This is a genomic window from Brenneria corticis, assembly GCF_003115855.1.
Taxonomy (GTDB): Bacteria; Pseudomonadota; Gammaproteobacteria; order Enterobacterales; family Enterobacteriaceae; genus Brenneria; species Brenneria corticis.
Window position 1 is genome coordinate 35,378 of record NZ_KZ819089.1, and the last position, 23,643, is coordinate 59,020.

Genomic DNA, 23,643 nt, shown 5'->3' on the forward strand with positions numbered 1-23,643 from the left:
AATGATAACGATTATGATAACTATTATCATTAATGGATTTGGGTAACAACTTAAGGCGATGCTTAAGCATTGTCAATATGGGAAAATAAGCTTCACTCCCCCAATTGACGTCCAAGAGACAAGAGGTTTAGGTAATGAGAGCGGAATTTTACTTCTCGAGATGGCGCCGTGTGTTGCTGCCGCTGTTGGCGTTAGCGCTACTGAGCGCATGCGACGAAAAAACCACGGCCAGCGAGGCGGCAGAGCCGGATAATGCGGCGGTCAGCGGATGGCCGCGGCAGATTGAAACCCTTGACGGCACCCTCACTATCAAAGCCCCTCCGCAGCGCGTCGTCTCCACCAGCGTCACCGTTACCGGAACCCTGTTGGCGATCGATGCGCCGGTGATCGCCAGTTCCGCCACCAGCCCGGGCTCCCGTATTTCTGACAGTCAGGGATTCCTGCGCCAATGGGGTAATATCGCCCTTGAACGCAAGGTAAAAAAAATCTATGAAACCAAGCCCAATGCCGAAGCTATCGCCAACGAAGCGCCGGACCTGATCGTGGTCGCCGCCACGGGCGGCGACTCCGCCCTGGCGCTGCGTCAACAGCTTAGCGATATCGCGCCGGTTCTGGTGATCAATTACGATGATAAAAGCTGGCAGGACCTGGCCCTTCAGTTGGGCTACGCTACCGGACGCGAGGAGCGGGCTCAGGAGGTGATCGCGCAATTCAACAGCCGGCTGAACGCCGTGAAGCAACATTTGCGTTTACCTCCGCAGCCCGTCAGCGCCTTTGTCTGGCGGGAAGATGGCAAGGGCGCCAATTTATGGACCACCGACTCCGCACAGGGCCAGTTGCTTAAACAGTTGGGTTTCGAGCTCGCCATAGTGCCGGATTCAGTGAAAGGTAATTACAGCATGGGCAAGCGTAAGGATCTGGTGCAATTATCAGGCGAAAAGATGGCCGACGGGCTGAACGGTAATACCTATCTGCTATTTTCCACTGATGGGGAGAGCGTCGAGCAACTGCTCGCCAATCCTTTTGTTGCCCATTTGCCGGCGGTCAGGGACCGGCAGGTTTACGCCATGGGCAACGATACCTTTCGCCTGGACTACTATAGCGCCAGCAATATGTTAGATCGGCTGGAAAACGACTTCGGCGGGCATTAATTTCCCGCCGATGACACCGGCTGCGCCGGGGGGTGGTTTTCAAGCCGGCGCAGCGGCGCCGACAGTGCGGCCAGCACCACGCACGCCAGGGCGGCGGCGAGGCCGAACAACAGGCCGGAGGTTTGCGGCAGCAGTTGTGTTCCCATGGTACCCAACAGCAGAGCGCCAAAAGCATCCCCCGTTACCGCCTGCGCCGTCCACAGGCCATTGACGCGCCCCAACAAGGCATTTGGCGTCAGACTCTGCACCAGCGTAAACTGCAACAACGCATTGATGGCGCTGAGATAGCCATAAATCGCCAGGCAGCACAGCGACAAGACAAAATAGGGCATCAGGCTGAACAGACTGAGAACTAAAAATCCCGCCACCGCCGTAAAGATCATCAATCTACCGGGACGGGGGGTTTGGGCCACCCGCCCGCTGGTAAAAGCGCCCAGCGCCGCACCCAGCGGTATCGCCGAATACATCAGCCCCAGATGCCATGCGTCAATCCGCCAACCAAGCGCCAGAGCGGGAAACAACACCCGGACGGCGCTGGTCAGGCTGACCAGCGTGCCCATCAGCACGATTGCGCCGATAACCCGATTTTGTTTTAAAAAAACCATCCCCGCCAGCAACGCACGGCCGGGATGCTCCCTTGGCTGCGACGGCGGCGGCATTGAAGGCAAACGTATCAGCGGAATCAGCGTTATCCAGGTTCCGAGCGCGGCCAGGGCGTAGTTCCAGCCCACGTCGCCCCAGGCGATAACAATACCGCCGATGGCGGGAGACACCACAGCGCCGAAGCGTACCGTCAGCATGCTGATGGCCCCCGCCGCGCCGAGGTTTTCCCGCCCGACCAGCGCCGGGGTCGCGGCCATCAATGCCGTCATGCCCACCGCGCCGAAAAAACCGTCCCATATTGCAAGCAGCCACAGCAGGGTCAACGAAGGTTCCGCGGCCAATGTATTAAGGTACAAGCCGGCAAATCCGGCGCCGCAGGTGGCGCGCGCAAACAGAATCAACCGCTGGCGGTTGTAGCGATCCGCCATTACCCCCCCCAGCAACAGGCCGATAAACATACCGCCGCTGGCCAGAATGACCGCGACGCCGACCTGGAAAGTCGAGCCGGTCATCTGCTGGATCTGCACCGGCACCGCCACGGTCAGCATGCCCAACGACAGAACAGAGATAAAACGCGCGCAAAACAGCGCTCGAAAATCACGATTATCTCTTAGCAAACTGAAATTGAGTAAAATGGAGGGTCTATCCATGGCATTTTCCTGGCAGTGGTAATTTCCGATTAAGTCGATAAAATTGCCGTCATCGACGCCGGCGTTTTGTTCCCGATAAAGGCATGTTATTATAATAAACATTAAATTATAATGATAATTGTAATCATTTTCATATGCATTCGGACAAAACCCATCTCACGCCGATGAATGACGCCAGCCTGCTGCGCGCGCCATTCAAGGGAAAAATAACCGGCTATCCGCTGTACGGTTTGCTGATCGTCAGTCTGCTATTGATGCTGTGCAGTCTGCTCAGTTTATTCGTCGGCGCCAAACATATTCCCTTTACCAACGTCATCAACATATTCAGCGGCGATCATACCCATCCCGACAGCATCATTATCCTCGAAGCCCGCTTGCCGCGCATGCTGGCCGGATTACTGGCCGGCGCCGCGCTCGGCGTATCCGGGGCGCTTATCCAGGCGCTCACCCGCAATCCGCTGGCCGATCCGGGTATTTTAGGCATCAATGCCGGCGCCAGTTTCGCGGTGGTGATCGGTATCGCTTTTTTTGGCGCAACGCTGCCCGAACAGTATCTGTGGTTCGCATTCGGCGGCGCGCTATTATCCAGCCTGGGAGTATGGCTGATCGCTTTCCAGGCTCGGGGCAAATCCAGCCCCGTCCGTTTAACGCTGGCCGGGGTGGCGCTCGGCGCCGTGCTGGCGGGCATGACCTCCGGTATCTCGCTAATGGATCCGCAGGTTTACGATCAGGCCCGTTTCTGGGAAGCCGGCACGCTGGATATCCGCAGCATGCACGTTATAAAAGTGATCGCCATACCGGTGTTGGCGGGATTGGCGTTGGCTTTATTACTGGCTCGCTCCCTTAATGTCCTGGACATGGGGGATGATATGGCGCAGGCGTTAGGCACGCGGACGAAAGTGGTGCAGATGCTGGGCCTGATCGCCATCACGCTATTATGCGGTTCGGCCACCGCCGCCGTGGGGCCCATCGCGTTTATCGGCCTGATGGTGCCCCATATCGCCCGTCGATTGGTCGGCCCGGATCAGCGGCAGATACTGCCCTGGGTCATGATTCTGACTCCGGGGCTGCTGTTGATTTCCGATATGGTGGGCCGCGTTATCGTGCCCGGCGAATTACGCGTATCCATTGTTACCGCCTTTATCGGCTCTCCGGTACTGATTGCCCTGGTGCGCCGACACGGGGGGAAAAGTGGATGATGATGCAGCTCGGATTGACGCAAGGCGCCCTGCGTCGACGCGGGTATTGCGGCGTAATGGTCATCCTGTGCCTGACGCTGGCGATACTCGCGCTGGTTTCAGGCACCATGCAGCTCAGCGTGGCGCAGGTACTGCGGGCGCTGTGGGGGGAAGGTCCCGCAGGGATTGTCACCATTGTGGTCCAGTGGCGTTTGCCGCGAGTGGTGATGGCGCTGATCCTCGGCGCATCGCTCGGCGTCAGCGGCGCCATCTTTCAGTCCTTACTGCGTAACTCCCTCGGCAGTCCGGACATCATTGGTTTCAACACCGGAGCGTATACCGGGGCGTTGATGTCGATTATCCTGTTTAACGGCGGTGAGTTCAGCACCGCCGTCGGCGCCCTGGCGGGAGGCATCCTCTCCTCGGCGCTGGTCTGGCTGTTGACCTGGCGGCAGGGTATTCAGGGCTTTCGTCTTATTATCATCGGGATAGCCGTCAGCGCGTTGCTCTACTCGGTCAATACCTGGCTTATTATCTCGGCGTCTCTGGAGTCGGCCATGTCCGCCGCGCTTTGGGGCGCTGGCTCGCTTAACGGCATTACCTGGAGCAAAGGGTTTCCCTCACTGCTGTTTATCGCCACCGCCTTTACCCTGTCGTTATTGCTGACACGGCGTATGACGCTGATGGAAATGGGAGATGATACCGCCCGGGCGCTGGGTGTGCCGGTGGAGATATCGCGGCTGTTGCTGATGGTCATCGGCGTCGCGCTGACGGCGGCGGTAACGGCCGCCGCCGGTCCCATATCCTTTATATCCCTGTGCGCTCCGCAGATCGCCCGTCGTTTAAGCGGAGCGGATATCCCCTCCTTGCCGGCGGCCGCATTGACCGGCGCCTTTTTATTACTGGCGGCCGACTTTCTGGCGCAACGCCTGTTCGCGCCGAATCAGCTACCGGTCGGCGTCGTGACCGTTTGTATTGGCGGCATCTATCTGTTGGTCCTGCTGACGAGAGAATCCCGCTAACAGCATCATGCGGGCTCGTCCCGGCGGATAAACCGCCTGCGTCGGGGGGCGATCCCGGGATCGCCCCCCGACGGCCAGGCAATTTACAACTCGGACAATACCTTGTCGATCAGCGGCCCCAGCCTGGCCAGCGAGGCTGGCGAGATAATATCGATATGACAGCAATCCAGTTCAAACACCTGTAATCGCTGCACATAGGGCGCCCAGGCGGCCTGCACATCCATCCCCTCGGGAAGCGATCCTTTGGCGACAAACAGCGTGGCTTCCCCCTGGTAACGCGCGGTACGGGTCTGCGACAGCAAACGCACCGAGTCCGCGTAATTGGCCTCAATATCATCAAACATGCTGCGCTTCTGCTGCTCCAGGGCGAGATCCTCCCTCTCCTCGGTGGCGGCCATAAACAGCTCGCGTTCGTTGTCGACCTCCTGCCTGGCCTTTTCATCCATCGACGCCGTCCAGTCCTGCGTTTCCGGAGGATAGGTATCCAGCAGGCCGAGAAAGGCCACCGTCTCGCCCTGCTCTTGTAGACGCGCGGCGATACCCTGCGCCACGGTGCCGCCCAGCGAATAGCCGATCAGATGATACGGCCCGTGGGGCTGCACCCGCCGCAGATTGACCAGATGGTGTTCGCACACCTCATCCATGGTGGCGCAACGAGCGATGGGGCCGTCCGGACGCGGCGACTGTAAGCCGATGACCGGCCAGCGCGACGCCAGATAGCGCGGCAGTACGCTAAACTGCCAGGCAAATCCGGAAGCAGGATGAATACAGAACAGCGGGTGTCCGTCCCCCGCGCGCAGCGGCAACACTTGATCGAACCCGGCGCGCCGCATCTCCTCGCCGGCCTGTTCGCCGTCAAGCAGTTGCGCCAGTTTTTCCACCGTAGACGCCACCATCAACTGGCCGACCGAAACCGGTTTATCCAGTTCGCGCCGCAGCTCCGCGGCCAGCCGCATCGCCAGCAGCGAATGGCCGCCCAGGGCGAAAAAGTCGTCGGTGGCATTAACGCCGTCTCGCTCCAGCAAACGGGCGAACAGTTCGGCCAGCCGGGTCTCCAGTCCCGGGCGCGGCGGACGTCCTCGCCGCCCTCTTCCCTCCTCGGGTAAAGGCAGCGCCTTGCGATCGAGCTTGCCGTTGGCGCTCAGGGGCAGAGAAGGCAGCACCACCACCGCCACCGGCACCATATGAGGAGGCAAATGCAAGGCCAGCGCGGCGCGCAACGCCTCGCCATCCAGCGGCACTGGAGATTCGGGCACCACATAGCCGATTAACTGACGGGCATCCACCCCGGCCGTCGATCCGCCATGGCCCAGCACCCGGGCATGCACCGCGGCCTGACGAACCCCCGGCAAGGCGACCAGCGCAGACTCAATCTCACCCGGTTCGATACGCTGTCCGCGTATCTTCAGCTGATCGTCCCGCCGGCCGAGATATTCCACCGACCCATCCGGCAACCAGCGGGCCACATCGCCGGTACAGTACATGCGTTTGCCGACCGTTTCAGGGTCAGCGACAAAGCGGCTGGCCGTCAGTTCCCGCCGGTGCAGATACCCCTGCGCCAGCTGCTCGCCGCTCAGGTAAAGCTCGCCGGCGACGCCCGGCGGCACGGGGCGCAACCAGGGGTCGAGAATGCGCAACCCCGTATTCCATACCGGACGACCGATGGGCACGCTGGTGCCGGTCACCGCCGCCAGCGCGTCGCCGCTGGCGGTATGCCAGCTGACGTCGACCGCCGCTTCGGTCGGGCCGTAAAGATTATACAGCGGTATGCCGGTCATCCTTTCCCAGTTGCGGGAGAGTTCGGCGGAAAGCGCCTCCCCGCTACAGAAAACCCGCCGCAGGGTTGCGCAGGTGCGCCCGGCGTTCTCGTCGTCCAGCGCGTCGACAAAAGCCGCCAGCATGGAGGGAACGAAATGCAGGGTGGTGACGCGGTGCTTTTCTATCAGCGCCATTAACGCCTGCGGATCGCGATGGGCTTCCGGCGGCGCCATCACCAGCGTCGCCCCGACCATCAGCGGCCAGAAAAACTCCCATACGGATACGTCGAAACTGCACGGCGTTTTTTGCAACACCACGTCATCGGCGCCCAGCGGGAACTGATGCTGCATCCACAGCAATCGATTAACGATGGCGTTATGGGCAATGACCACGCCTTTCGGCCGGCTGGTGGAGCCGGAGGTGTAGATAATATAGGCCGGATGATGGGGCGACGACGCCTGACGGCACGGCGCCAGAGCGCTATCCTTCGTCAGCCGGCGTTCGTAGCAAAAGATATCCCCCGCCCCGGCGAAACGTCCGCGTTGCGAGGCATCGGTGACGATCAGGCGCGGTTGCGCATCGTCGATCATCAGTTGCAGACGTTCGTCGGGATACCCGGTATCCAGCGGAAGATAAGCCGCGCCGGCTTCAACCACCGCCATTAACGCCAGCGACAGAAACACCGAACGCGGCAGCGCCACCGCCACCGTGTCGCCGGGAATCACGCCCGCGGCCACCAAACGCTGGGCGAGCAGTTCCACCTGTTCGCGCACCTCGGCATAGCTCAGCGCCTGGGTTTCATCCACCAGCGCCAGGGCCTGCGGCGAGTGCGCGGCCTGACGCGCCAGCTGCCCGCTCAGGGTATCCGGCGCTATCTCCCGCGCGGTGTGATTGACGCTCTGCAACATTATCCGTTCCGGCTCGCTCAACAGCGACAGCTGCGCCAGCGGTTGCTCAGGCGTGGCGACCAGTTGCCGCAGCAGCAGTTGCAGGCGCTGCGCCACCGCCTCGGCATCCACCTGGCCTTCACGGTACTCCAGGTGCAGCGACAATGCGTCGTCGGGAACGGCCATCAGCGTCAACGGATAGTGGGTATACCCGCGGTTACACATGCCGACGCAGCGTACCTCGCCGAAGGGACGATGCAGCAATTCACCTTCATCCGGATAGTTTTCCACCACCAGCAGGGTATCAAACAGGGTCTCTCCTCCCGCCAGTTGCTGGATCTCGCCGAGGCCCAAATTGTCATGAGCCAGCAGGTCAATCTGCTGCGACTGTATTTGCGCCAGCTGTTCCAGCAGGGCGCAATGGGGCTGCAACCGGATGCGCACCGGTACGGTATTGCTGAACAAGCCAATATGGTCGCCGGTTCCCGTCGGCCCGGTAAAACGCCCGGATACCGGCGTGCCGAACACCACGTCATCGCGGCCGCTGACGGCGCCCAGCAGCGTCGCCCAAATTCCCTGCAACAGCGTATTTAGCGTTAGCCGCCACCGCAGGCGCAATGATTCCAGATCGCGCTGCAACGCCGGGTCCAAGGTTATCGGCAGGCGTCGCATTGCCCCTTGGGCGGACGGAGCGTCGCCGAACAGCACGCAAGGCGCGACGTCCGCCAGCGCTTCGCGCCAGGCCGTTTGCGCGGGGCCTTTGTCGCGCGCCGCCAACTGGCCGATCACCGAGACATAATCGGCCTGCGGCGCCGGCAGGGAAGCCGCCATGCCGCCAAGCACAAACAGCAGTTCGCGCAGCATGATGGCGGAAGACCAACCGTCGGCCACCAGATGATGGGCGACAATCAGCAGCGTTGAACGCCGTGAGGAAAATTGCACCAGTATTGCCCGGACCAGCGGAGCATCACTGCCGTCAATCAGCAAATCCCGGTCCAACGCCTCCTGTTCAATGCGTTGCAGGCTCTGCTGCTGTTCCCGTTCGCTCATTGCGCTCAGATCGTGCTGGCGCCACGGCCAACGATCCCCCGAGGTCCGCCGCGGCAATATTTGCAACGGCACATCATGCAAGGCGTTATCGAAGCACGCATTGAGCTGCGGGTGACGCGCCATCATACTGTCCAGCGCCGCCTTTATTTGCGACTCGGTCAGCGATCCCTCAAAGTCAAAGCGACTCAAGGCATTATAATTGCCGCTGCCGTCTCCCAGTTGAGCATGGAACAGTAATCCCTGCTGCAACGGCAAGGTCGGCAATACCCAACTGACCGGGCCGTATTTGGCGTTGACGCGCGCCATCAGCGCCTTGTCGTCAGTCAGCAGCGGCACCGCGGAAAGATTATCGTCATCCTGCCCGGCGGTCATGGCGGGCGCCATCGCCAGCGGAGTGCGAAGGGAGAAAATATCCTTTGCCGGCAACCGGTAACCGGCCAGTCTCAGATTATTGGACAGCATCATGGCGGAAATGCTGTCGCCCCCTTGCAGAAAGAAATCGTCGTCGGCGCCAAAAGCCGTCAGACGCAGCACCGCGGCGATGGCGTCGCACAACAGCCGTTCGCGGTCATTTTGCGGCAGCCGTCGTTGCGACGGCTCGACTTCAGGCTGCGGCAACGCGCGGCGATCTATTTTGCCGCTGCTGTTGACCGGCAACTGCGGCAGCAGCACCAGTTGACTGGGCAGCATATATTCAGGAATACGCTCTCGTAACCGAGCATAGAGTCGTTCGCTAACCTGCTGCGGCTCCGCCGTCAAGATCTCGTCCACCGCGCAGTACGCCACCAGTTGAAAACGGCCTTCCGTTTCGCGGGTCACTACCGCGGCGCTTTTCACGTCCGGCAGCGCCGCGAGCGCGTTTTCCACCTCACCCAGTTCGATGCGATACCCACGGATTTTGACCTGATGGTCGACGCGGCCGACGAAATCGAGCTGGCCGTCGCTGCGCCAACGTACCAAATCACCGGTGCGATAGAGCCGTTCACCGTTGCCGAAGGGCGAGGCGACAAACCGGGAAGCGGTCAACCCCGCCCTGGCAAGATAGCCGCGAGCCAGTCCGGCCCCGCCCAGATAGAGTTCGCCGGTCGCCCCTGCCGGCATCGGCTGCAATCGGGCATCCAATACCCAGGCGCGCATCCCCGCCACCGGGCGGCCGATGGCGGGTTGCGGCGAATCCGCCGCATCGGCGATCACGCTATCGACGGTACACTCCGTCGGGCCATAATAATTGCGTACCGCCACCTGCGGGTACTGCCTTAGCTGCTGCCAGAGCGCGGAGGATACCGCCTCGCCTCCCAGCAGGATCATCAGCGGCTGGTGTCCGCCCGGCGCGAATAGCCCGGCGGCCAACATCTGCGTCAGCATCAGCGGCGTCACTTCAATAATGTCGGTGCCTTGACGTTGAATCGCCGTTACCAGCGCCAGCGCATCGCGACGCGTATCGTCATCGAACAGATCCATTCTCTGACCGTCAATCATCCCCAGCAGCGGATCCCAGCTGGCATCAAACACCCAGGCGGCGCTGTGCCCGGTGCGCAGCCGTCGGGTCTCCCCTCTTTCCGACAACATCCTCGCCGCCGTGGAAAACGCGCCGGCCCGGTGGACGTTGAGCAGATTGAGCAGCGCGCCATGGGTATTCATCACCCCTTTCGGCGTTCCGGTGGAACCCGACGTATAGATGATATAGGCCAGATGCTCGCCGCGGAGCGGGAACCCACGCTCGGCGTCGTCCAGCGGCCGGTCGCTGAATGCCGTCAGCGGCGCGCTGTCCAGACATATCAGGGGGATCGCCGCAAAAGCGGCGAAGCGCGGGCGCAGGGACTCGATGGTAATCAACCGGCCGGGCCGGCTCTCGGCGATCATCATCGCCAGTCGTTCCGGCGGAGAGTCCGCGTCCAATACCATCACCACCTGACCGGCCATCATCACGGCCAGCATCGCCACCACGCACTCCGGTCCGCGCGGCAACAGGATGGCCGTCGGAGACTGCGCCTCGCCGTCGAGCAACAGACGCGCCAGCCGGGCAGACTTCCGCCTCAACTGTAGGTAGCTGATTTCCTCATCTTGCCAGCGCAGGGCGACCGCCTGCGGTTGTTCCTCGCACCGGCGCAAAAAGGCGTCCAGCACGGTGGTTTCATGCTTAACGCCTTGAGTCGCGCCGCCATCGCCCCACTGTGACAGCCGCTGCCGCGCCGTCTCGTCCAGCAAGCTGGCCTCCCCGACCGCCAACGAGCCGTCGCGGGCGAACTGGCGCAGCAACAGCGGCAGGCTGGCGGCGTAATCCGCCAGCTGTTCCTGCCGGTAACGCGCTTGATTTGCCAACAGTTCCACGCTCAGCGCGCCGCTCTCATCGAGATAAAGATCGATCTCGAGATCGCTGACCGGCCCCGACGCCAACTGGTGCGTAATCGCCTTAACGCCGTGAAACTCAAGCTGATAATCGAATAACTTGATATTAAAGGTCGGCCCCATCACGCCCTGGCTTTCGCCGATGCGGCCGAGATCGCGCAGCAGCTGTTCGCCATCGTAGGACTGATGGCGCCGTACCGCCTTGAGCTCCGCCGCCACGACGCGCGCCACCTCATACAGGGTCGCGTCGGGATCGGCATAAATCGGCACCGGCAGAACGTTCACCACCGGGCCGACGGCGTCTAATGCCTGCGATCCCATACGGCGCATAAAGGTGAATCCCGCGGTATAAGCCGTGCGGCCGCTCAAACGCCCCACCCAGACCGCCGTCAGCGCCAGGGCGATTTCCATGGCGCTTAACCGCGCCGTCAGCGCGGGGGCCGTCAGGCGCGCAAAATCGTCGGCGTCCAGGCGCACAGAATGACGCAATACGTGAGGCGAAGGATGATTATCAGACAACGGCTGCGCCGAAAGGCTGACGGACGGCGGCAACTGCTGGCATTTCTCCAGCCAGAAATCCCTGGCGCGCTCGCTGGCGGCGGAATTCCGCCCGTCAAGATATTCCCGCACCACGGCAGAAAAAGGCGTAAACGGCGATGGACCGGCGGAAGTGCCGCGACAGCGCGCAGCGTAGATTTGCGCGATTCTGCGGGTCAGCGCGGTGAAACTGAAACCGTCGACCATCAGATGATGATAACGCTGATACCAGAACCAGCGGGCCGGGGCGGCGCTGAGGCGGAACAGGATATGACGGTACAGCACCTTATCGCCGCCAGCCCGCAGGTTGCCGGCCAGATCCTGACGCATCACCGCCAGGGCAAGGGCGGGCGCATCCGCCTCATGACTGAGATCGATATATTCGGGGCGGGGCGGATTACTATCATCCCCCGCCGCAGGCAGGATCTGCACCGCCTCGCCATCCCGCTCTTCAAAGCGCGCCCTGACGGTGTCGGCCTCCATCAGCCCCTGACGTATCGCGTCAAGCATAAGCTCCGGCGTCAATTCAGCGTTGATTTCCACATAGTGGGCCACCGCGAAAGTGTTCGACCAGGGGGAGAGTTGATCGGCAAACCAGATACCGGGCTGCGCAGCCACCATCGGCAACACCTGCAACGAGGTAGCGGTATCGGGGGATAGGGATGTATCGGTCATGAACTGAAGCCTCCTGCTGGTGGATTATGATGCTTGTTGCGCGTTGCGCAGACTGGCTGGTCGCATATCGACCCAGTTGGCATCAAGCCAAGCGACGCACTCCGCGCGCGGCAAGGGCCCCAGCACGGTTCGCCAACCTGGAGGCGTCGCCTTGAAATCCGGCCACAGGCTGTACTGCTCCTCGTCATTAATGAGTACCAGGAAGAGATAACGTTCATCATCGAACGGATTTTGAATTTGCTGTTCCATGTTATGGCTCCTGTCTGCCAGCGGTGATGATCGCCGCCGGTGAATTTGTGCGCATTGCCGGGAAATCCGGCGACCAGAGAGCCGTCAGGCCGTCAATCAGCCCGCCGCGCCAGCACAGAGCGTCGTGACCGCCGTTCAGCTCCCGGTAATACAGGGAATGGTGGGTATGGCGCAAGACCTCGAACAGGCGTTGATTAACCCGGTGGATTAACATTTCGCGCTGCCCGGCCTCCACAAAGATTTTCAGTTTTCCACCACTGCCCAAGCCTTGTTTAATTTGTTCAATTAACCGGCACTCGCCGTCAGCAGCCTCGGTCGCCGATATCAGATCCCCGCGCGGCCACCAGAAAGAGCCGGACTGGCTGAGCACGCAGCCGAAACGTTGCGGCCAATGCAATCCCGCAAACAGCGCCGCCAGCCCCCCATAGCTTTGCCCGGCCACCACGGTAGTGCCGGCATCGGCCTGATAGGCGCAAATCCCGGCGATCTGCGGCAGCAGTTCTTCCTGTACCGCCAGCCAGAATTGTTCGTTGCAGGGCAATTCCCGGCCCCGATGCTGCTGATCGATAACATCAATCAGCAGATAAACCGCTTCCGGCAATTGGCCGGATTGCGTCTGCTTCATCAGAGCGGACCAGAGGGGCATTCCCGACACCCAGAACTGGCCGTCCAGCAGGATCGCCAAGGGGCGCTTATCGGGCTGCGTCTCACCGGTGTTGAAAACCCAGACCGTTCGGGTGTTATCAAGACGCTGACTGTGCCAGCGATAGGGTTGCAAACGCGCCGCGGGAGGTTGATAACCCGAGCCGAGGTCAAAGTCCCGCCAGGCCGGTTGCGGCGGCGCATCGGGCAGATGCAGCCCCGACAGCGGGTGTCCGCGACTGCTGTGCCAATGCCTGCGCCGGTTGAGGGGATCGTGCGTCGCCTGTTTTAACATCTCACACCACCATTTACGCTGCGCCAGGCGCTGGCTGCGGATATCGCCTTCAGGCGGGATAAAGCGCTGCTGGTCGGCGGCGGGAATAAACGAGTAGCTGCCGCGCCAGTTCGACTCCAGAATGGTGCTCCAGTACCAGACATCGGTGCCCGGCAAACGCGCCATCGACTCCGGCGACATACTGTGATGGTCGGTAACGCAATTGATGTCTATCCAGACATGGCGAATGGCGGATGTCTGCTCGCTGCCTTGCGGGTCGCGCCAAAAGAAGGTCACCCGGAAATGGCTGGCGGAGCGTTTTTCCAGGCGCGGTATCTCTTCCTTGCTCAATTCACGCCACCATGCCTCGCAGCCGGCATCGTGCCGGCGCAGCATCAAGTGAATCGGGGATTGCTCAGCTTGGTGATTCATAGGACTACTCTCTCTGCCGTGAGCCAATCTAATCGGGCACGCCGGGTTGTCCCGAACTTTCGGGACCATAACCCGGAGCGCCGCTATACCACATGTTTGATCGCTACGATCGGATCAACGACCAGAGACGCTACCACTCATAATTAACCGTCGCGGTAACCGTACGCCCAATACCGTAGAAGCAGGCGGTGTTGGAAGCACAGGAGGCGACATATTCTTTATCGAAAATATTGTTAAGATTGATCTGCGCCGACACGCCCTTCAGCGATGGCGTCAGCCCGCCCAGTTCATAGCTTACTTTCGCGTCGTATAAATCGACCGCCGGGACTTTAAAGGTGTTCTGGGCGTTACCCTGACTGGTGCCGATATATCTGGCGCCGAGACCGATACCCAGGCCGCTGGCCGCGCCGGAGTGGAAATTGTATTCCCCCCACAGTGAAGCCATATGCGAAGGAATGCGCGCCGGAGTATTGCCCTGGGTGCCGGCTACGGTGGTTTTGACGGTTTCGGAATCGATATAGCTATAGGAGGCGATCAGATTGATGGATTCGGTCAGTGCCGAATGCACTTCCGCCTCCAGCCCTTTGTTGCGGATCTCTCCGACCTGTTCAAGCCAGGTATAGTTGGCGCTTCTGGTCGCGACATTTTGCTGGCGCAGATCGTAGAGCGACAGGCTCATCAGGGTATTCCAGCCCGGCGGCTGGTATTTAATCCCGACTTCCACCTGTTTGCCGGTGGTCGGATCAAAAGGCGCAGAGCCCGGCGCACGGTTGGTCTGGAGGGAGGGCTCGAAAGAGGTGCTGTAGCTGATATACGGCGAAACCCCGCTATCGAAGGCATACAACAACGCCGCACGACCGGTGAATTTATTATCGTTTTGCTGCACGCTGGAGCTCGAAGCATAATTATCGGTGCGGACTTCCGTCCAGTCATACCGTCCCGACAGCAGCAGATTCCAGCGGTTCCATTCCACTTGATCCTGCAAATAGACGCCGACCTGATCCAGAGTCTGCAACTCATCCGTATCCTTGGTCATTGCGCTTTCGTCTACGACGGCGCCGTAGCGGGGCGCCGACCAGTCGAGACTTTGGGCCACGTCGCGCCACAGTTCCGCCCGATCCTTGTTCCACCGGTAGTCCAGCCCGGCCAGTACCAAATGATCCACCGCGCCGGTGGCGAACTGGGCCTGTAACTGGTTGTCCAGCACAAACTCATCGGTACTGCGTTCTTCTTTCGTGGCTCTCCGTAACAGCTCATAGTCTGTCGACGCTCTGGCAAACATGAACGCTTTGTATTTTTGATCTATCGAGGCGTAGCGCGCATTCTGTCTAAAGGTAAATATTTCGCCGAAATTGTGTTCAAACTCATAACCAATGGCGGATTGCTCGCGCTCCGACTGATTGTAGGACGGATCGCTGACATTAAAGTCACGGGGAATATGGCCCCGCTCGGTGCCGAATACCGTGCCCACCGCCGGCAGGAAGTTACGGTAGCCGGCATCCGGGTCTTTCTGGAAACTGGTCAGCAAAGTGAAACGGGTATCGATATTGGGATACCAGGTCAGCGACGGGGCGATCGCGTAGCGGGTCTCTTTATAAGCCCCGATCTCATTATGCTGGGTGCGTGCCAGACCGTTGAGGCGATACAGCAGGGTATTGTCATCATTCAACGCGCCGCCAAAGTCAAATGCCCCCTGAGCCAGATCATCATTGCCGCCTTTCAGTTGGATTTTACGTATCGGGGTGGCCGTCGGACGTTTGCTGGTCATACTGACCAGGCCGCCGGGATTTACCTGGCCGTAGAGCACTGACGCAGGGCCTTTGACCACTTCCACCCGCTCCAGCAACCAGGGCTCAATCACCCCGGTTTGCGATCCGGCAGCCGCGCCAAAACCCAAACCGTCCAGAAATCGCGGCACATAGGAAAATCCGCGAATAAACACCTCGTCATAGCGGTTGGAACTGCCCCGGTATTCGGAGAACACCCCGGCGGTATAGCGCAAAGCCTGCGGAACGGAGGATACATCCTGCGCATCCATCTGATCGCGGGTTATTACTGAAATAGATTGCGGCGTTTTTATCAAAGGGGTTGCTGTTTTACTCCCGGCCTGGCTGGTAGTGGCCACTATTCCTTTCAGCGGGGCGGTAGGCTGTTCGGTCGTCTTCCCGGCGATCACGGTAATGGTGTCGTCCTGGGCTTTGACCGTGCCTGCGGCCATTGCCTGCAATGGATGCACCATTGTCAGCACCAACCCCATGGATAAGGGAGCGTAAATACATTTTTTATGCTTTATTTTCATATTATTAACCTTTACGCGGATATATTAACATCATTAATGTAACCAGATTTTGCCGTCAAAAACTTTAGCACAGCAAAAAAATAAAATGCTAATGATATTTATTATCATTAGCATTTTATTTGAAATATCATCCGCTTTTTGGTGGTTAACACACGAAAGTTTGCCCCGGTGGGCGTTTTTGGTGGGAGATAAATCATCAGTCATGCATGAGTATGCGGATCTGATCCCACCGGTATCTCAGAAATATCGGAGACCAGTTGAATCAACAACTGGCGTCAGGGATCCTGTCGTAACGCCCACAGGGTACAATCAGCGGCGTATGGGATACCGGGTCGTCAATGATCACGCTGCGCATGCCGAACACCTGGCCGATCAGCTCGGCGCTGACGATTTCGGCCGGTTTCCCCTGCGCCATAATCCGTCCGGCCTGCATCACTATCAGATGGTCGGCGTAACGGCAGGCCTGATTCAGGTCGTGCAGAACCGCCACCAGCGTGCGGCCATGCTGTTGATGAAGATCGCGAAACAGATCGAGCAGATCAATCTGGTGAGCCATATCCAGCCAGGTGGTGGGTTCGTCCAGCAGTAACAGCGGCGTCTGCTGCGCCAGCACCATGGCTATCCATACCCGCTGGCGCTGCCCGCCGGACAGCTCATCCACGCTGCGATCGGCCAGCTCACCGACGTTGGTGGCGTTCATCGCCTGTTCCACCGCTTCCTGATCCGCCGCGCTCCACTGGCGCAGCAGGCTCTGATGCGGATAACGCCCGCGCGCCACCAGATCGGCCACGGTGATGTTATCCGGCACGATGGCATGCTGCGGCAACAGGCCTATTTGCCGTGCCAGCGCTTTGGTGGGGAGGTGGTGAATATTTCTTCCGTCCAGCAGCACTTCCCCCGCCAACGGTTTCAACAGCCGGCACAGCGCGCGCAACAGGGTTGATTTGCCGCAGGCATTGGGGCCGATAATCACGCTGAATTGATTATCCGGGATCGCGACGCTCAAGGCTTCCGCGACGATTTTTTTATCGTACCCGAGCGTAAGGTTGCTGGCATGCAAGAGATTCGTCATCAATGTTTTTTACTCTTCAAATATTAACCATGGATGATTAACGGCGCGCTTTATGGAGCGGCGGCCAAATCAACGCCCTCGCCAAAGAATGGAGATGATAATTATTACCATTAGCATATCCATGCCGCCATGGTAGCATGCGTTTTTTATCAGATACATTGATGTAAAGCGGATGACTCGCGCAATTACCGCCGCCAGGAACGCCAGTAATCAGCTCGAAGGCTGCCGCATCAGCTAGCCTTCCTTCTTTCCCCGCCCGTCGCCCTCCGCCCCGGTTTCATTCTCCGCGCCGTCATCCTCTTTTACCGGCGTGCCGGCGGTGAGCAGATAGGGCGACTGCTGCCAGCGGGTGCGGCGGTTCTGCAACAGGGTACGGGTCAGAATGATGCCGATGGCCAGCGACAGCAGGATCATTAAACGCAGAATATTGGTGGTGTTATCCACCTGCTTGGCTTCCGTCGCCAGCACGTGCGTATCAAGGGTAACGCGCAGAAACCCTATCGGGCCGTCTTTCCCCTCGATCGGCTGCACCAGTTGATGATTAAAGTAGCTGCCCACCCGGTTGCCATCCAGCGCCAGCCGGTCCCGGAGTGGAACCTGCTCGCCGGCGCGGGCCACCAGCGAACCGTCCTGCTGATAAATGCCGGCATCCAGAATGCGGCTGTGATCGGTGAGTTGCTTAAGGATGTCATGAATTTTCTGGCTGTTGTCGTCGGCGCTTTCCAACAGCGGCGACAGGCCGTAGGCGACCTGTCTGGTCAAGGTGCGCGCCAGCTCTTCAACCTGCTCGGAGCGCGCCATCTGGTGGCTCAGGCTGAAATAGGACGCCCCCTGCATCAATATCACCAGCAGAGTTAAGCAAATCAGCACAATGGCTGTACGATGGAGGCGGAATTTTACCCGGGCCCGAACCATGATAATCCTTACGCGTTTTGGATACTTTATGTTGCCAGAAGCGTTGACGATAGGATAGCTTGTTGCCCTGTTTTCCGACCGATATCTTTGTGGCTGCCGGATACCTATACGCGCCGGACAGGTCGTACCCAGCCATATCATTACCGCCAGTAGAGGATCTGCCCCATGTCGAATAGTCTGACCTATCGTGATCTCCCGGACGAGATTAACCATTGGCCCGGACTGCCGCTGTCGCTGAGCGGCGATGAAGTGATGCCGCTCGATTACCGTGCCGGAGATAGCGGCTGGGTGCTGTACAGCGACGTGCTGGACAAGAATTTGCTGGCCCGCTATCAGCGTCGGCTGGGCGCGGCGATGGTGATTGTCAGCGCGTGGAGCGTGGGGGATTATCAGGTGGTGCGGCTGGCGGGCACGCTGACGCCGCGGGCGAGCAAGCTGGCGCATGAGCTGAATATGGACGCCGCCCCCATGCGCAACTCCCCCACCCTGCGGTCGCCGGGTTTGCTGGTGATGGATATGGACTCCACCGCGATTCAGATTGAATGCATCGACGAGATCGCCAAACTGGCGGGCACCGGCGATTTGGTGGCCGAAGTGACCGAACGGGCGATGCGCGGCGAGCTGGACTTTGCCGCCAGCCTGCGCCAGCGGGTGGGCACCTTGAAAGGCGCCGATGCGGATATTCTGCATCAAGTTCGCCAAACCCTGCCGCTGATGCCGGGGCTGACCGATATGGTTCGCCAGCTTCAGGAGGCCGGCTGGCATATCGCCATCGCCTCCGGCGGATTTACCTATTTCGCCGATTATCTGCGCGACGAACTGGGCCTGGTCGCCGCCGTCGCCAACGAGATGGGCGTGCGGGACGGTAAACTGACCGGCGAAGTCGTCGGGCCGATTATCGACGCCAAATACAAAGCCGCCACGCTGCGCCAGCTGGCGGAGAAACTGGAGATTCCCCTGCAGCAGACGGTGGCCATCGGCGACGGCGCCAACGATCTGCTGATGATCAAAGCCTCCGGCCTGGGCATCGCCTATCATGCCAAACCGAAAGTCAACGAACAGTCGGCCGTTACCATTCGTCATGCCGACCTGACCGGCGTGCTGTGCATCCTCAGCGGCAGCATGAGACACGAAAAACGCTAATTCAACCGAGGTGATCCGTGGCAAAAGCAGTCAAACGCGCCTTTGTATGTAATGAATGCGGAGCAGATTATCCGCGCTGGCAGGGACAGTGCAGCGCCTGTCACGCCTGGAACACCATTACCGAAGTTCGTCTGGCGGCGGCCTCCTCCTCCTCGCGCTCCGATCGTCTGACGGGCTACGCCGGCGAGAGCGCGGGCGTCAGCCGGGTGCAAAAGCTGTCGGAAATCAGCCTGGAGGCGTTGCCGCGCTTTTCCACCGGTTTTCAGGAGTTCGACCGGGTGCTGGGCGGCGGCGTGGTGCCGGGCAGCGCCATTCTGATCGGCGGCAGCCCCGGCGCGGGTAAAAGCACCCTGCTGCTGCAAACGCTGTGCAAGCTGTCCGAACAGATGAAAACCCTGTACGTGACGGGGGAAGAGTCGTTGCAGCAGGTGGCGATGCGCGCGCACCGCCTCGGTTTGCCCGCCCACAACCTGAATATGCTTTCCGAAACCAGCATCGAACAGATTTGCCTGATTGCCGAGCAGGAACAGCCGAAGCTGATGGTGATCGACTCCATTCAGGTGATGCATCTGGCCGATATCCAGTCGTCTCCCGGCAGCGTGGCGCAGGTGCGGGAAACCGCCGCCTATCTGACCCGTTTCGCCAAGACGCGCGGCGTGGCCATCATCATGGTCGGCCACGTCACCAAAGACGGTTCGCTGGCCGGCCCGAAAGTGCTGGAGCACTGCATCGACTGCTCGGTGCTGCTGGACGGCGACGCCGACTCCCGTTTTCGCACCCTGCGCAGCCATAAAAACCGTTTCGGCGCGGTCAACGAGCTGGGCGTGTTCGCCATGACCGAGCAGGGGCTGCGTGAAATCAGCAATCCGTCCGCCATTTTCCTCAGCCGCGGCGACGAAGTCACCTCCGGCAGTTCGGTGATGGTGGTGTGGGAAGGCACGCGCCCGCTGCTGGTGGAGATTCAGGCGCTGGTGGACCAGTCGATGATGGCCAACCCGCGGCGGGTGGCGGTCGGGCTGGAGCAAAACCGGCTGGCCATTTTGCTGGCGGTACTGCACCGCCACGGCGGCCTGCAGATGTCCGATCAGGACGTGTTCGTCAACGTGGTCGGCGGCGTCAAGGTGACGGAAACCAGCGCCGATCTGGCGCTGCTGCTGTCGCTGGTGTCCAGTCTGCGCGATCGCCCGCTGCCGCAGGATCTGGTGGTATTCGGCGAGGTGGGACTGGCGGGGGAGATCCGCCCGGTGCCCAGCGGCCAGGAGCGTATCGCGGAAGCGGCCAAGCACGGCTTTAAACGCGCCATCGTGCCGCACGCCAACATGCCGAAAAAACCGCCGGCCAATATGCAGGTTTTCGGCGTCAAAAAACTGGCCGACGCGCTGGATATTCTCGACGAGCTGTAAATTCCGCCACGCATCCGGCGCGCTGTGGTATCTTGTTTAGTAGACTAAACAGGAGCGTCGGACTATGTCGCCATTCGATTATCTGAAATCCGCCATCCGGCAAAAGGGATGTACCTTGCAGCAGGTCGCCGATGCGACGGAGATGACCAAGGGCTATCTCAGCCAGTTGCTTAACGCCAAGATCAAAAGCCCCAGCGCGCAGAAGCTTGAAGCGCTGCACCGTTTTCTCGGGCTGGAATTCCCGCGCCACGAAAAAAAGATAGGCGTGGTATTCGGCAAGTTCTACCCCCTGCACACCGGGCACATCTATCTGATCCAGCGCGCCTGCAGCCAGGTGGACGAACTGCACGTTATTCTGGGCTACGACGAGCCGCGCGACCGGCAGCTGTTTGACAACAGCTCCATGTCGCAGCAGCCGACGGTGAGCGATCGCCTGCGCTGGCTGTTGCAAACCTTTAAATATCAGAAGAATATCCGCATCCATGCCTTTAACGAACAGGGTATGGAGCCCTACCCGCACGGCTGGGACGTGTGGAGCAAGGGCATTCGCGCCTTTATGCAGCAGAAAGGCATCGAGCCGAATTTCGTCTATACCAGTGAAGAACAGGATGCGCCGCAATACCGTGAACAACTGGGCATCGAAACGGTATTGGTGGATCCGCAGCGTTCATTTATGAGCATCAGCGGTTCACAGATCCGCCGCGACCCCTTTCGCTATTGGGAATATATCCCCACCGAAGTAAAACCTTTCTTTGTGCGCACCGTGGCCGTGCTCGGCGGCGAATCCAGCGGCAAATCCACGCTGGTCAACAAGCTGGCAAATATCTTCAACACCACCAGCGCCTGGGAATACGGCCGGGATTACGTGTTTTCCCATCTGGGCGGCGACGAAATGGCCCTGCAATATTCCGATTACGACAAAATCGCCCTAGGGCAGGCGCAGTACATTGATTTCGCGGTTAAATACGCCAATAAAGTGGCCTTTATCGATACCGACTTCGTTACCACGCAGGCGTTTTGCAAAAAATATGAAGGGCGCGAACATCCGTTCGTTCAGGCGCTTATTGATGAATACCGTTTTGATCTGGTGATTCTGCTGGAAAACAACACGCCGTGGGTGGCGGACGGCTTACGCAGCCTGGGCAGCGCAACCGCGCGCGCGGAGTTTCAGAATCTGCTGAAAAAAATGCTGGTAGAGAACGGCATCCGTTATGTCCACGTGGAAGAATCAGACTACGACTCGCGTTTTCTGCGCTGCGTCGAGCTGGTGCAGCAAATGCTGCGGCACGAGCTCACCAGCGCCAACAGCGCGAAGGGGTGATAATTTCCGGCAGCGGGATGTCCCAGCTTTCCACCGGCATCAGGTCGACCTGCTGGCAATCATGCGCCAGGCCGATAGGATAGGGCCCGCCCCGCGGCCAATCCCGCAAGGTGCGGTCATAGAAACCGCCGCCCATCCCCAGCCGCTGCCCCTGCCGGTCAAACGCCACCAGCGGGGTCAGCAGCACGTCCAGCCGTTGCAGGGGCAATACCCGCCGCACGTCCAGGCGGGGCTCTAAAATCTTCAGCCGGTTCAGCACCAGTTCGCTATCGGGTTCGTAGCGCAAAAACAGCAAATTCCCGGCGCTGAACGGATGCAACACCGGTAGATAAACCCGTTTGCCCCGTTGCCAGAACTGCTGAATCAGCGGCCGCGTATCCAGTTCGCCGTCAAATGACAAAAACACCGCGATGCTGTCCGCCTGGCGTATTTTCTGATGCGCCAATACCCGCTCCGACGCCTGCTGAGCGAACTGCGCCTGCTGCTCTGCGCTGAGCTGACGACGGCGCTGACGCACATCGCGACGGATTTGTCGGCGAAGCTGGGCTGAAGAGAGCGAAAGTATGGATGATGGAATCGGCTGCATACAAAATGGGGGGCGATAGCCGCGAACGATCGCAGGTGAAGGAAAGGGAATCTCCGAGATGCCGCTGCGGGCTGTAACCCTTGAACCCTTGGTTCAAGGTGAACATAACGTCGCAGTCTTAAGGCTTCTCGGACGGACCGAGCATGCTCACCAACCACGGAGCGTTACATTCTATTGGTTTGAAATATCGGCTCAGGGGACTGGCCCGCTGACAAACATCTCAGAGAAATTTTATTCGTTACTCGCTATAAACCTTAGCACGTCTTATCGCGTAAAAACACCCGACTTTTGTCAAAACCCGAGGTTACTCAAACTGCGCGCCCTGACGATCGGTGATGCGGCCCTGCTCCAGCAACGCCTGTTCGATGGTCTGTTGCAGCATACGGATACGCTGCTCCATGTTGGCGGCATAGTCGCGGGTTTTTCCCCGTTCCTGCGCCAGTTCATGGCACACGTTCAGCGCGGCGATAAACACCAGCTGTTCGGTGTTGGTGACTCTGGTACGAACTTTAAGATCTTGCAACCGCTGGTTAAGATCTTCCGCAGCCTGATTCAACGCTTCCTGTTGCTCCGGCGGACAATTGACTCTTAACGATCGGCCAAAAATCTGAATATCTACTGGTTGTGCAGACATACCCTTCCTGCCTCATTTCGTTTTCGCGCCCGCTAGGGATAAAACCTGCGCCGTCTGGCCGCGGCCAGTCAAAGCGGGCGTCACTATATATATCCAAAATATAAGATACAAGCCCTTTCTGGTATACCCCCCGAGCTTGGTGGTAGCATAACACGAACTAATCCTGCCAACGATGACGAATGCGCATGTCCATAGAGAATACGTTTCCAGGCTATGAAGCCCTGGACCAGCTGCTACACCAGCAGCAGATCGCCCTGACCGCCGCTGAAATGCACGGTTTGATCAGCGGCATGCTGTGCGGCGGCAACCATGACGACAGTTGGAGAACGCTGGTTTTTGAGCTGACCAACGAAGGGATGGCCTTTCCGCAAACGCTGTCCCAGCCGCTTCAGCACCTGTATCAGACCACGCGGGAAACGCTCGAAGACGAGGGTTTTATGTTTCAGCTTTTTCTGCCGGACGATAACGACGAGTCGGTGACGGTTTTCGACCGGGCCGACGCGCTGTCAGGCTGGGTAAACCACTTTCTGCTGGGGCTGGGCGTGGTTCAGCCGCGGCTGAACAAAGCGCAGGGCGAGCTGAAGGAAGCCATTGACGATTTACGCAACATCGCCCAGCTCGGCTATGACGAGGATGAAGATCAGGAAGAGCTGGAGCAATCCCTTGAGGAAGTGATCGAATATGTCCGCGTCTCCGCCATCCTGTGCCATAACGAATTTATCAGCCCGCCGGTTATCGCGCCGCAACGGCAAAAACCGACGCTGCATTGATTTCATCGCGACTCGCATACCCACGCGCGGGACGGTGAACAGA

Annotated in this window: 16 protein-coding genes and 1 other RNA gene; 7 read left to right on the forward strand and 10 right to left on the reverse strand. The window is 59.6% G+C overall.

Annotation, left to right across the window (positions count from 1 at the left end; all coding sequences use genetic code 11):
• The first annotated feature begins 134 nt into the window (after nucleotides 1–134).
• Nucleotides 135–1,151 (forward strand): Fe2+-enterobactin ABC transporter substrate-binding protein, encoded by a 1,017-nt coding sequence (gene fepB / locus DDT56_RS18495; protein ID WP_136167890.1) that lies wholly within the window; start codon nucleotides 135–137, stop codon nucleotides 1,149–1,151.
• Here the strand turns inward: fepB and entS are convergent.
• Nucleotides 1,148–2,404 (reverse strand): enterobactin transporter EntS, encoded by a 1,257-nt coding sequence (gene entS, locus DDT56_RS18500; RefSeq protein WP_136167891.1) that lies wholly within the window; start codon nucleotides 2,402–2,404, stop codon nucleotides 1,148–1,150. The two genes, fepB and entS, sit on opposite strands and share 4 nt — an antisense overlap.
• 134 nt (nucleotides 2,405–2,538) lie before the next feature.
• Here entS and fepD point away from each other — a divergent pair, with 134 nt between their 5' ends.
• Nucleotides 2,539–3,603: a Fe(3+)-siderophore ABC transporter permease gene (fepD, locus tag DDT56_RS18505; RefSeq protein WP_417903701.1), complete on the forward strand. Its 1,065-nt coding sequence runs from the start codon at nucleotides 2,539–2,541 to the stop codon at nucleotides 3,601–3,603.
• Entirely contained in the window at nucleotides 3,600–4,604 is a 1,005-nt protein-coding gene (gene fepG / locus DDT56_RS18510; RefSeq protein WP_136167892.1) for an iron-enterobactin ABC transporter permease, read from the forward strand. Before fepD ends, fepG begins: the two co-directional genes overlap by 4 nt.
• 83 nt (nucleotides 4,605–4,687) lie before the next feature.
• Here fepG and DDT56_RS18515 read toward each other — a convergent pair whose 3' ends face one another.
• From DDT56_RS18515 to DDT56_RS18540, 6 genes are all read right to left on the reverse strand, one after another.
• Nucleotides 4,688–11,860 (reverse strand): non-ribosomal peptide synthetase, encoded by a 7,173-nt coding sequence (locus tag DDT56_RS18515; protein WP_136167893.1) that lies wholly within the window; start codon nucleotides 11,858–11,860, stop codon nucleotides 4,688–4,690.
• A gap of 24 nt (nucleotides 11,861–11,884) precedes the next feature.
• On the reverse strand, nucleotides 11,885–12,109 hold the full coding sequence (locus DDT56_RS18520; protein WP_136167894.1) for an MbtH family protein: 225 nt from the start codon (nucleotides 12,107–12,109) through the stop codon (nucleotides 11,885–11,887).
• A gap of 1 nt (nucleotide 12,110) precedes the next feature.
• Nucleotides 12,111–13,457: an enterochelin esterase gene (gene fes / locus DDT56_RS18525; protein ID WP_210417048.1), complete on the reverse strand. Its 1,347-nt coding sequence runs from the start codon at nucleotides 13,455–13,457 to the stop codon at nucleotides 12,111–12,113.
• A gap of 130 nt (nucleotides 13,458–13,587) precedes the next feature.
• Nucleotides 13,588–15,714: a TonB-dependent siderophore receptor gene (locus DDT56_RS18530; RefSeq protein WP_136167930.1), complete on the reverse strand. Its 2,127-nt coding sequence runs from the start codon at nucleotides 15,712–15,714 to the stop codon at nucleotides 13,588–13,590.
• A 304-nt stretch (nucleotides 15,715–16,018) separates the two neighbouring features.
• On the reverse strand, nucleotides 16,019–16,828 hold the full coding sequence (locus DDT56_RS18535; protein ID WP_136167895.1) for an ABC transporter ATP-binding protein: 810 nt from the start codon (nucleotides 16,826–16,828) through the stop codon (nucleotides 16,019–16,021).
• Between the two features lie 234 nt (nucleotides 16,829–17,062).
• A complete protein-coding gene (locus DDT56_RS18540; RefSeq protein WP_136167896.1) occupies nucleotides 17,063–17,743 on the reverse strand; it encodes a YtjB family periplasmic protein in 681 nt (226 codons plus the stop codon).
• A gap of 165 nt (nucleotides 17,744–17,908) precedes the next feature.
• Between DDT56_RS18540 and serB the strand changes: the two genes are divergently transcribed.
• The 3 genes from serB to nadR all read left to right on the forward strand — a co-directional run bounded on the left by serB (nucleotide 17,909) and on the right by nadR (nucleotide 21,610).
• Nucleotides 17,909–18,886 (forward strand): phosphoserine phosphatase, encoded by a 978-nt coding sequence (serB, locus tag DDT56_RS18545; protein ID WP_136167897.1) that lies wholly within the window; start codon nucleotides 17,909–17,911, stop codon nucleotides 18,884–18,886.
• A gap of 17 nt (nucleotides 18,887–18,903) precedes the next feature.
• Complete coding sequence (radA, locus tag DDT56_RS18550) at nucleotides 18,904–20,289, forward strand: DNA repair protein RadA (RefSeq protein WP_136167898.1); 1,386 nt, start codon at nucleotides 18,904–18,906, stop codon at nucleotides 20,287–20,289.
• 64 nt (nucleotides 20,290–20,353) lie between these two features.
• On the forward strand, nucleotides 20,354–21,610 hold the full coding sequence (gene nadR / locus DDT56_RS18555) for a multifunctional transcriptional regulator/nicotinamide-nucleotide adenylyltransferase/ribosylnicotinamide kinase NadR (protein WP_136167899.1): 1,257 nt from the start codon (nucleotides 20,354–20,356) through the stop codon (nucleotides 21,608–21,610).
• Here the strand turns inward: nadR and DDT56_RS18560 are convergent.
• The 3 genes from DDT56_RS18560 to zapA all read right to left on the reverse strand — a co-directional run bounded on the left by DDT56_RS18560 (nucleotide 21,582) and on the right by zapA (nucleotide 22,830).
• Entirely contained in the window at nucleotides 21,582–22,196 is a 615-nt protein-coding gene (locus DDT56_RS18560; RefSeq protein ID WP_136167900.1) for a 5-formyltetrahydrofolate cyclo-ligase, read from the reverse strand. The genes nadR and DDT56_RS18560 overlap by 29 nt on opposite strands.
• A 46-nt stretch (nucleotides 22,197–22,242) precedes the next feature.
• A non-coding RNA gene (gene ssrS / locus DDT56_RS18565) (6S RNA) lies at nucleotides 22,243–22,426 on the reverse strand.
• A gap of 74 nt (nucleotides 22,427–22,500) precedes the next feature.
• Nucleotides 22,501–22,830, reverse strand: coding sequence for a cell division protein ZapA (gene zapA, locus DDT56_RS18570; protein WP_048639681.1), 330 nt, complete (start codon nucleotides 22,828–22,830; stop codon nucleotides 22,501–22,503).
• Nucleotides 22,831–23,015: 185 nt separating this feature from the next.
• On the opposite strand from zapA, the gene DDT56_RS18575 reads away from it, so the two are divergent.
• Entirely contained in the window at nucleotides 23,016–23,600 is a 585-nt protein-coding gene (locus DDT56_RS18575; protein ID WP_136167901.1) for a YecA/YgfB family protein, read from the forward strand.
• Nucleotides 23,601–23,643 lie beyond the last annotated feature (43 nt).

Coding starts and splice junctions, on each gene's coding strand:
- fepD (WP_417903701.1), top strand. CDS start 2,539: ATGCATTCGGACAAAACCCATCTCACGCCGATGAATGACGCCAGCCTG.
- serB (WP_136167897.1), top strand. CDS start 17,909: ATGTCGAATAGTCTGACCTATCGTGATCTCCCGGACGAGATTAACCAT.
- entS (WP_136167891.1), bottom strand. CDS start 2,404: ATGGATAGACCCTCCATTTTACTCAATTTCAGTTTGCTAAGAGATAAT.
- fes (WP_210417048.1), bottom strand. CDS start 13,457: ATGAATCACCAAGCTGAGCAATCCCCGATTCACTTGATGCTGCGCCGG.
- DDT56_RS18535 (WP_136167895.1), bottom strand. CDS start 16,828: ATGACGAATCTCTTGCATGCCAGCAACCTTACGCTCGGGTACGATAAA.
- DDT56_RS18520 (WP_136167894.1), bottom strand. CDS start 12,109: ATGGAACAGCAAATTCAAAATCCGTTCGATGATGAACGTTATCTCTTC.
- DDT56_RS18530 (WP_136167930.1), bottom strand. CDS start 15,714: ATGGGGTTGGTGCTGACAATGGTGCATCCATTGCAGGCAATGGCCGCA.
- DDT56_RS18540 (WP_136167896.1), bottom strand. CDS start 17,743: ATGGTTCGGGCCCGGGTAAAATTCCGCCTCCATCGTACAGCCATTGTG.
- fepB (WP_136167890.1), top strand. CDS start 135: ATGAGAGCGGAATTTTACTTCTCGAGATGGCGCCGTGTGTTGCTGCCG.
- DDT56_RS18515 (WP_136167893.1), bottom strand. CDS start 11,860: ATGACCGATACATCCCTATCCCCCGATACCGCTACCTCGTTGCAGGTG.
- zapA (WP_048639681.1), bottom strand. CDS start 22,830: ATGTCTGCACAACCAGTAGATATTCAGATTTTTGGCCGATCGTTAAGA.
- fepG (WP_136167892.1), top strand. CDS start 3,600: ATGATGATGCAGCTCGGATTGACGCAAGGCGCCCTGCGTCGACGCGGG.
- DDT56_RS18575 (WP_136167901.1), top strand. CDS start 23,016: ATGTCCATAGAGAATACGTTTCCAGGCTATGAAGCCCTGGACCAGCTG.
- nadR (WP_136167899.1), top strand. CDS start 20,354: ATGTCGCCATTCGATTATCTGAAATCCGCCATCCGGCAAAAGGGATGT.
- DDT56_RS18560 (WP_136167900.1), bottom strand. CDS start 22,196: ATGCAGCCGATTCCATCATCCATACTTTCGCTCTCTTCAGCCCAGCTT.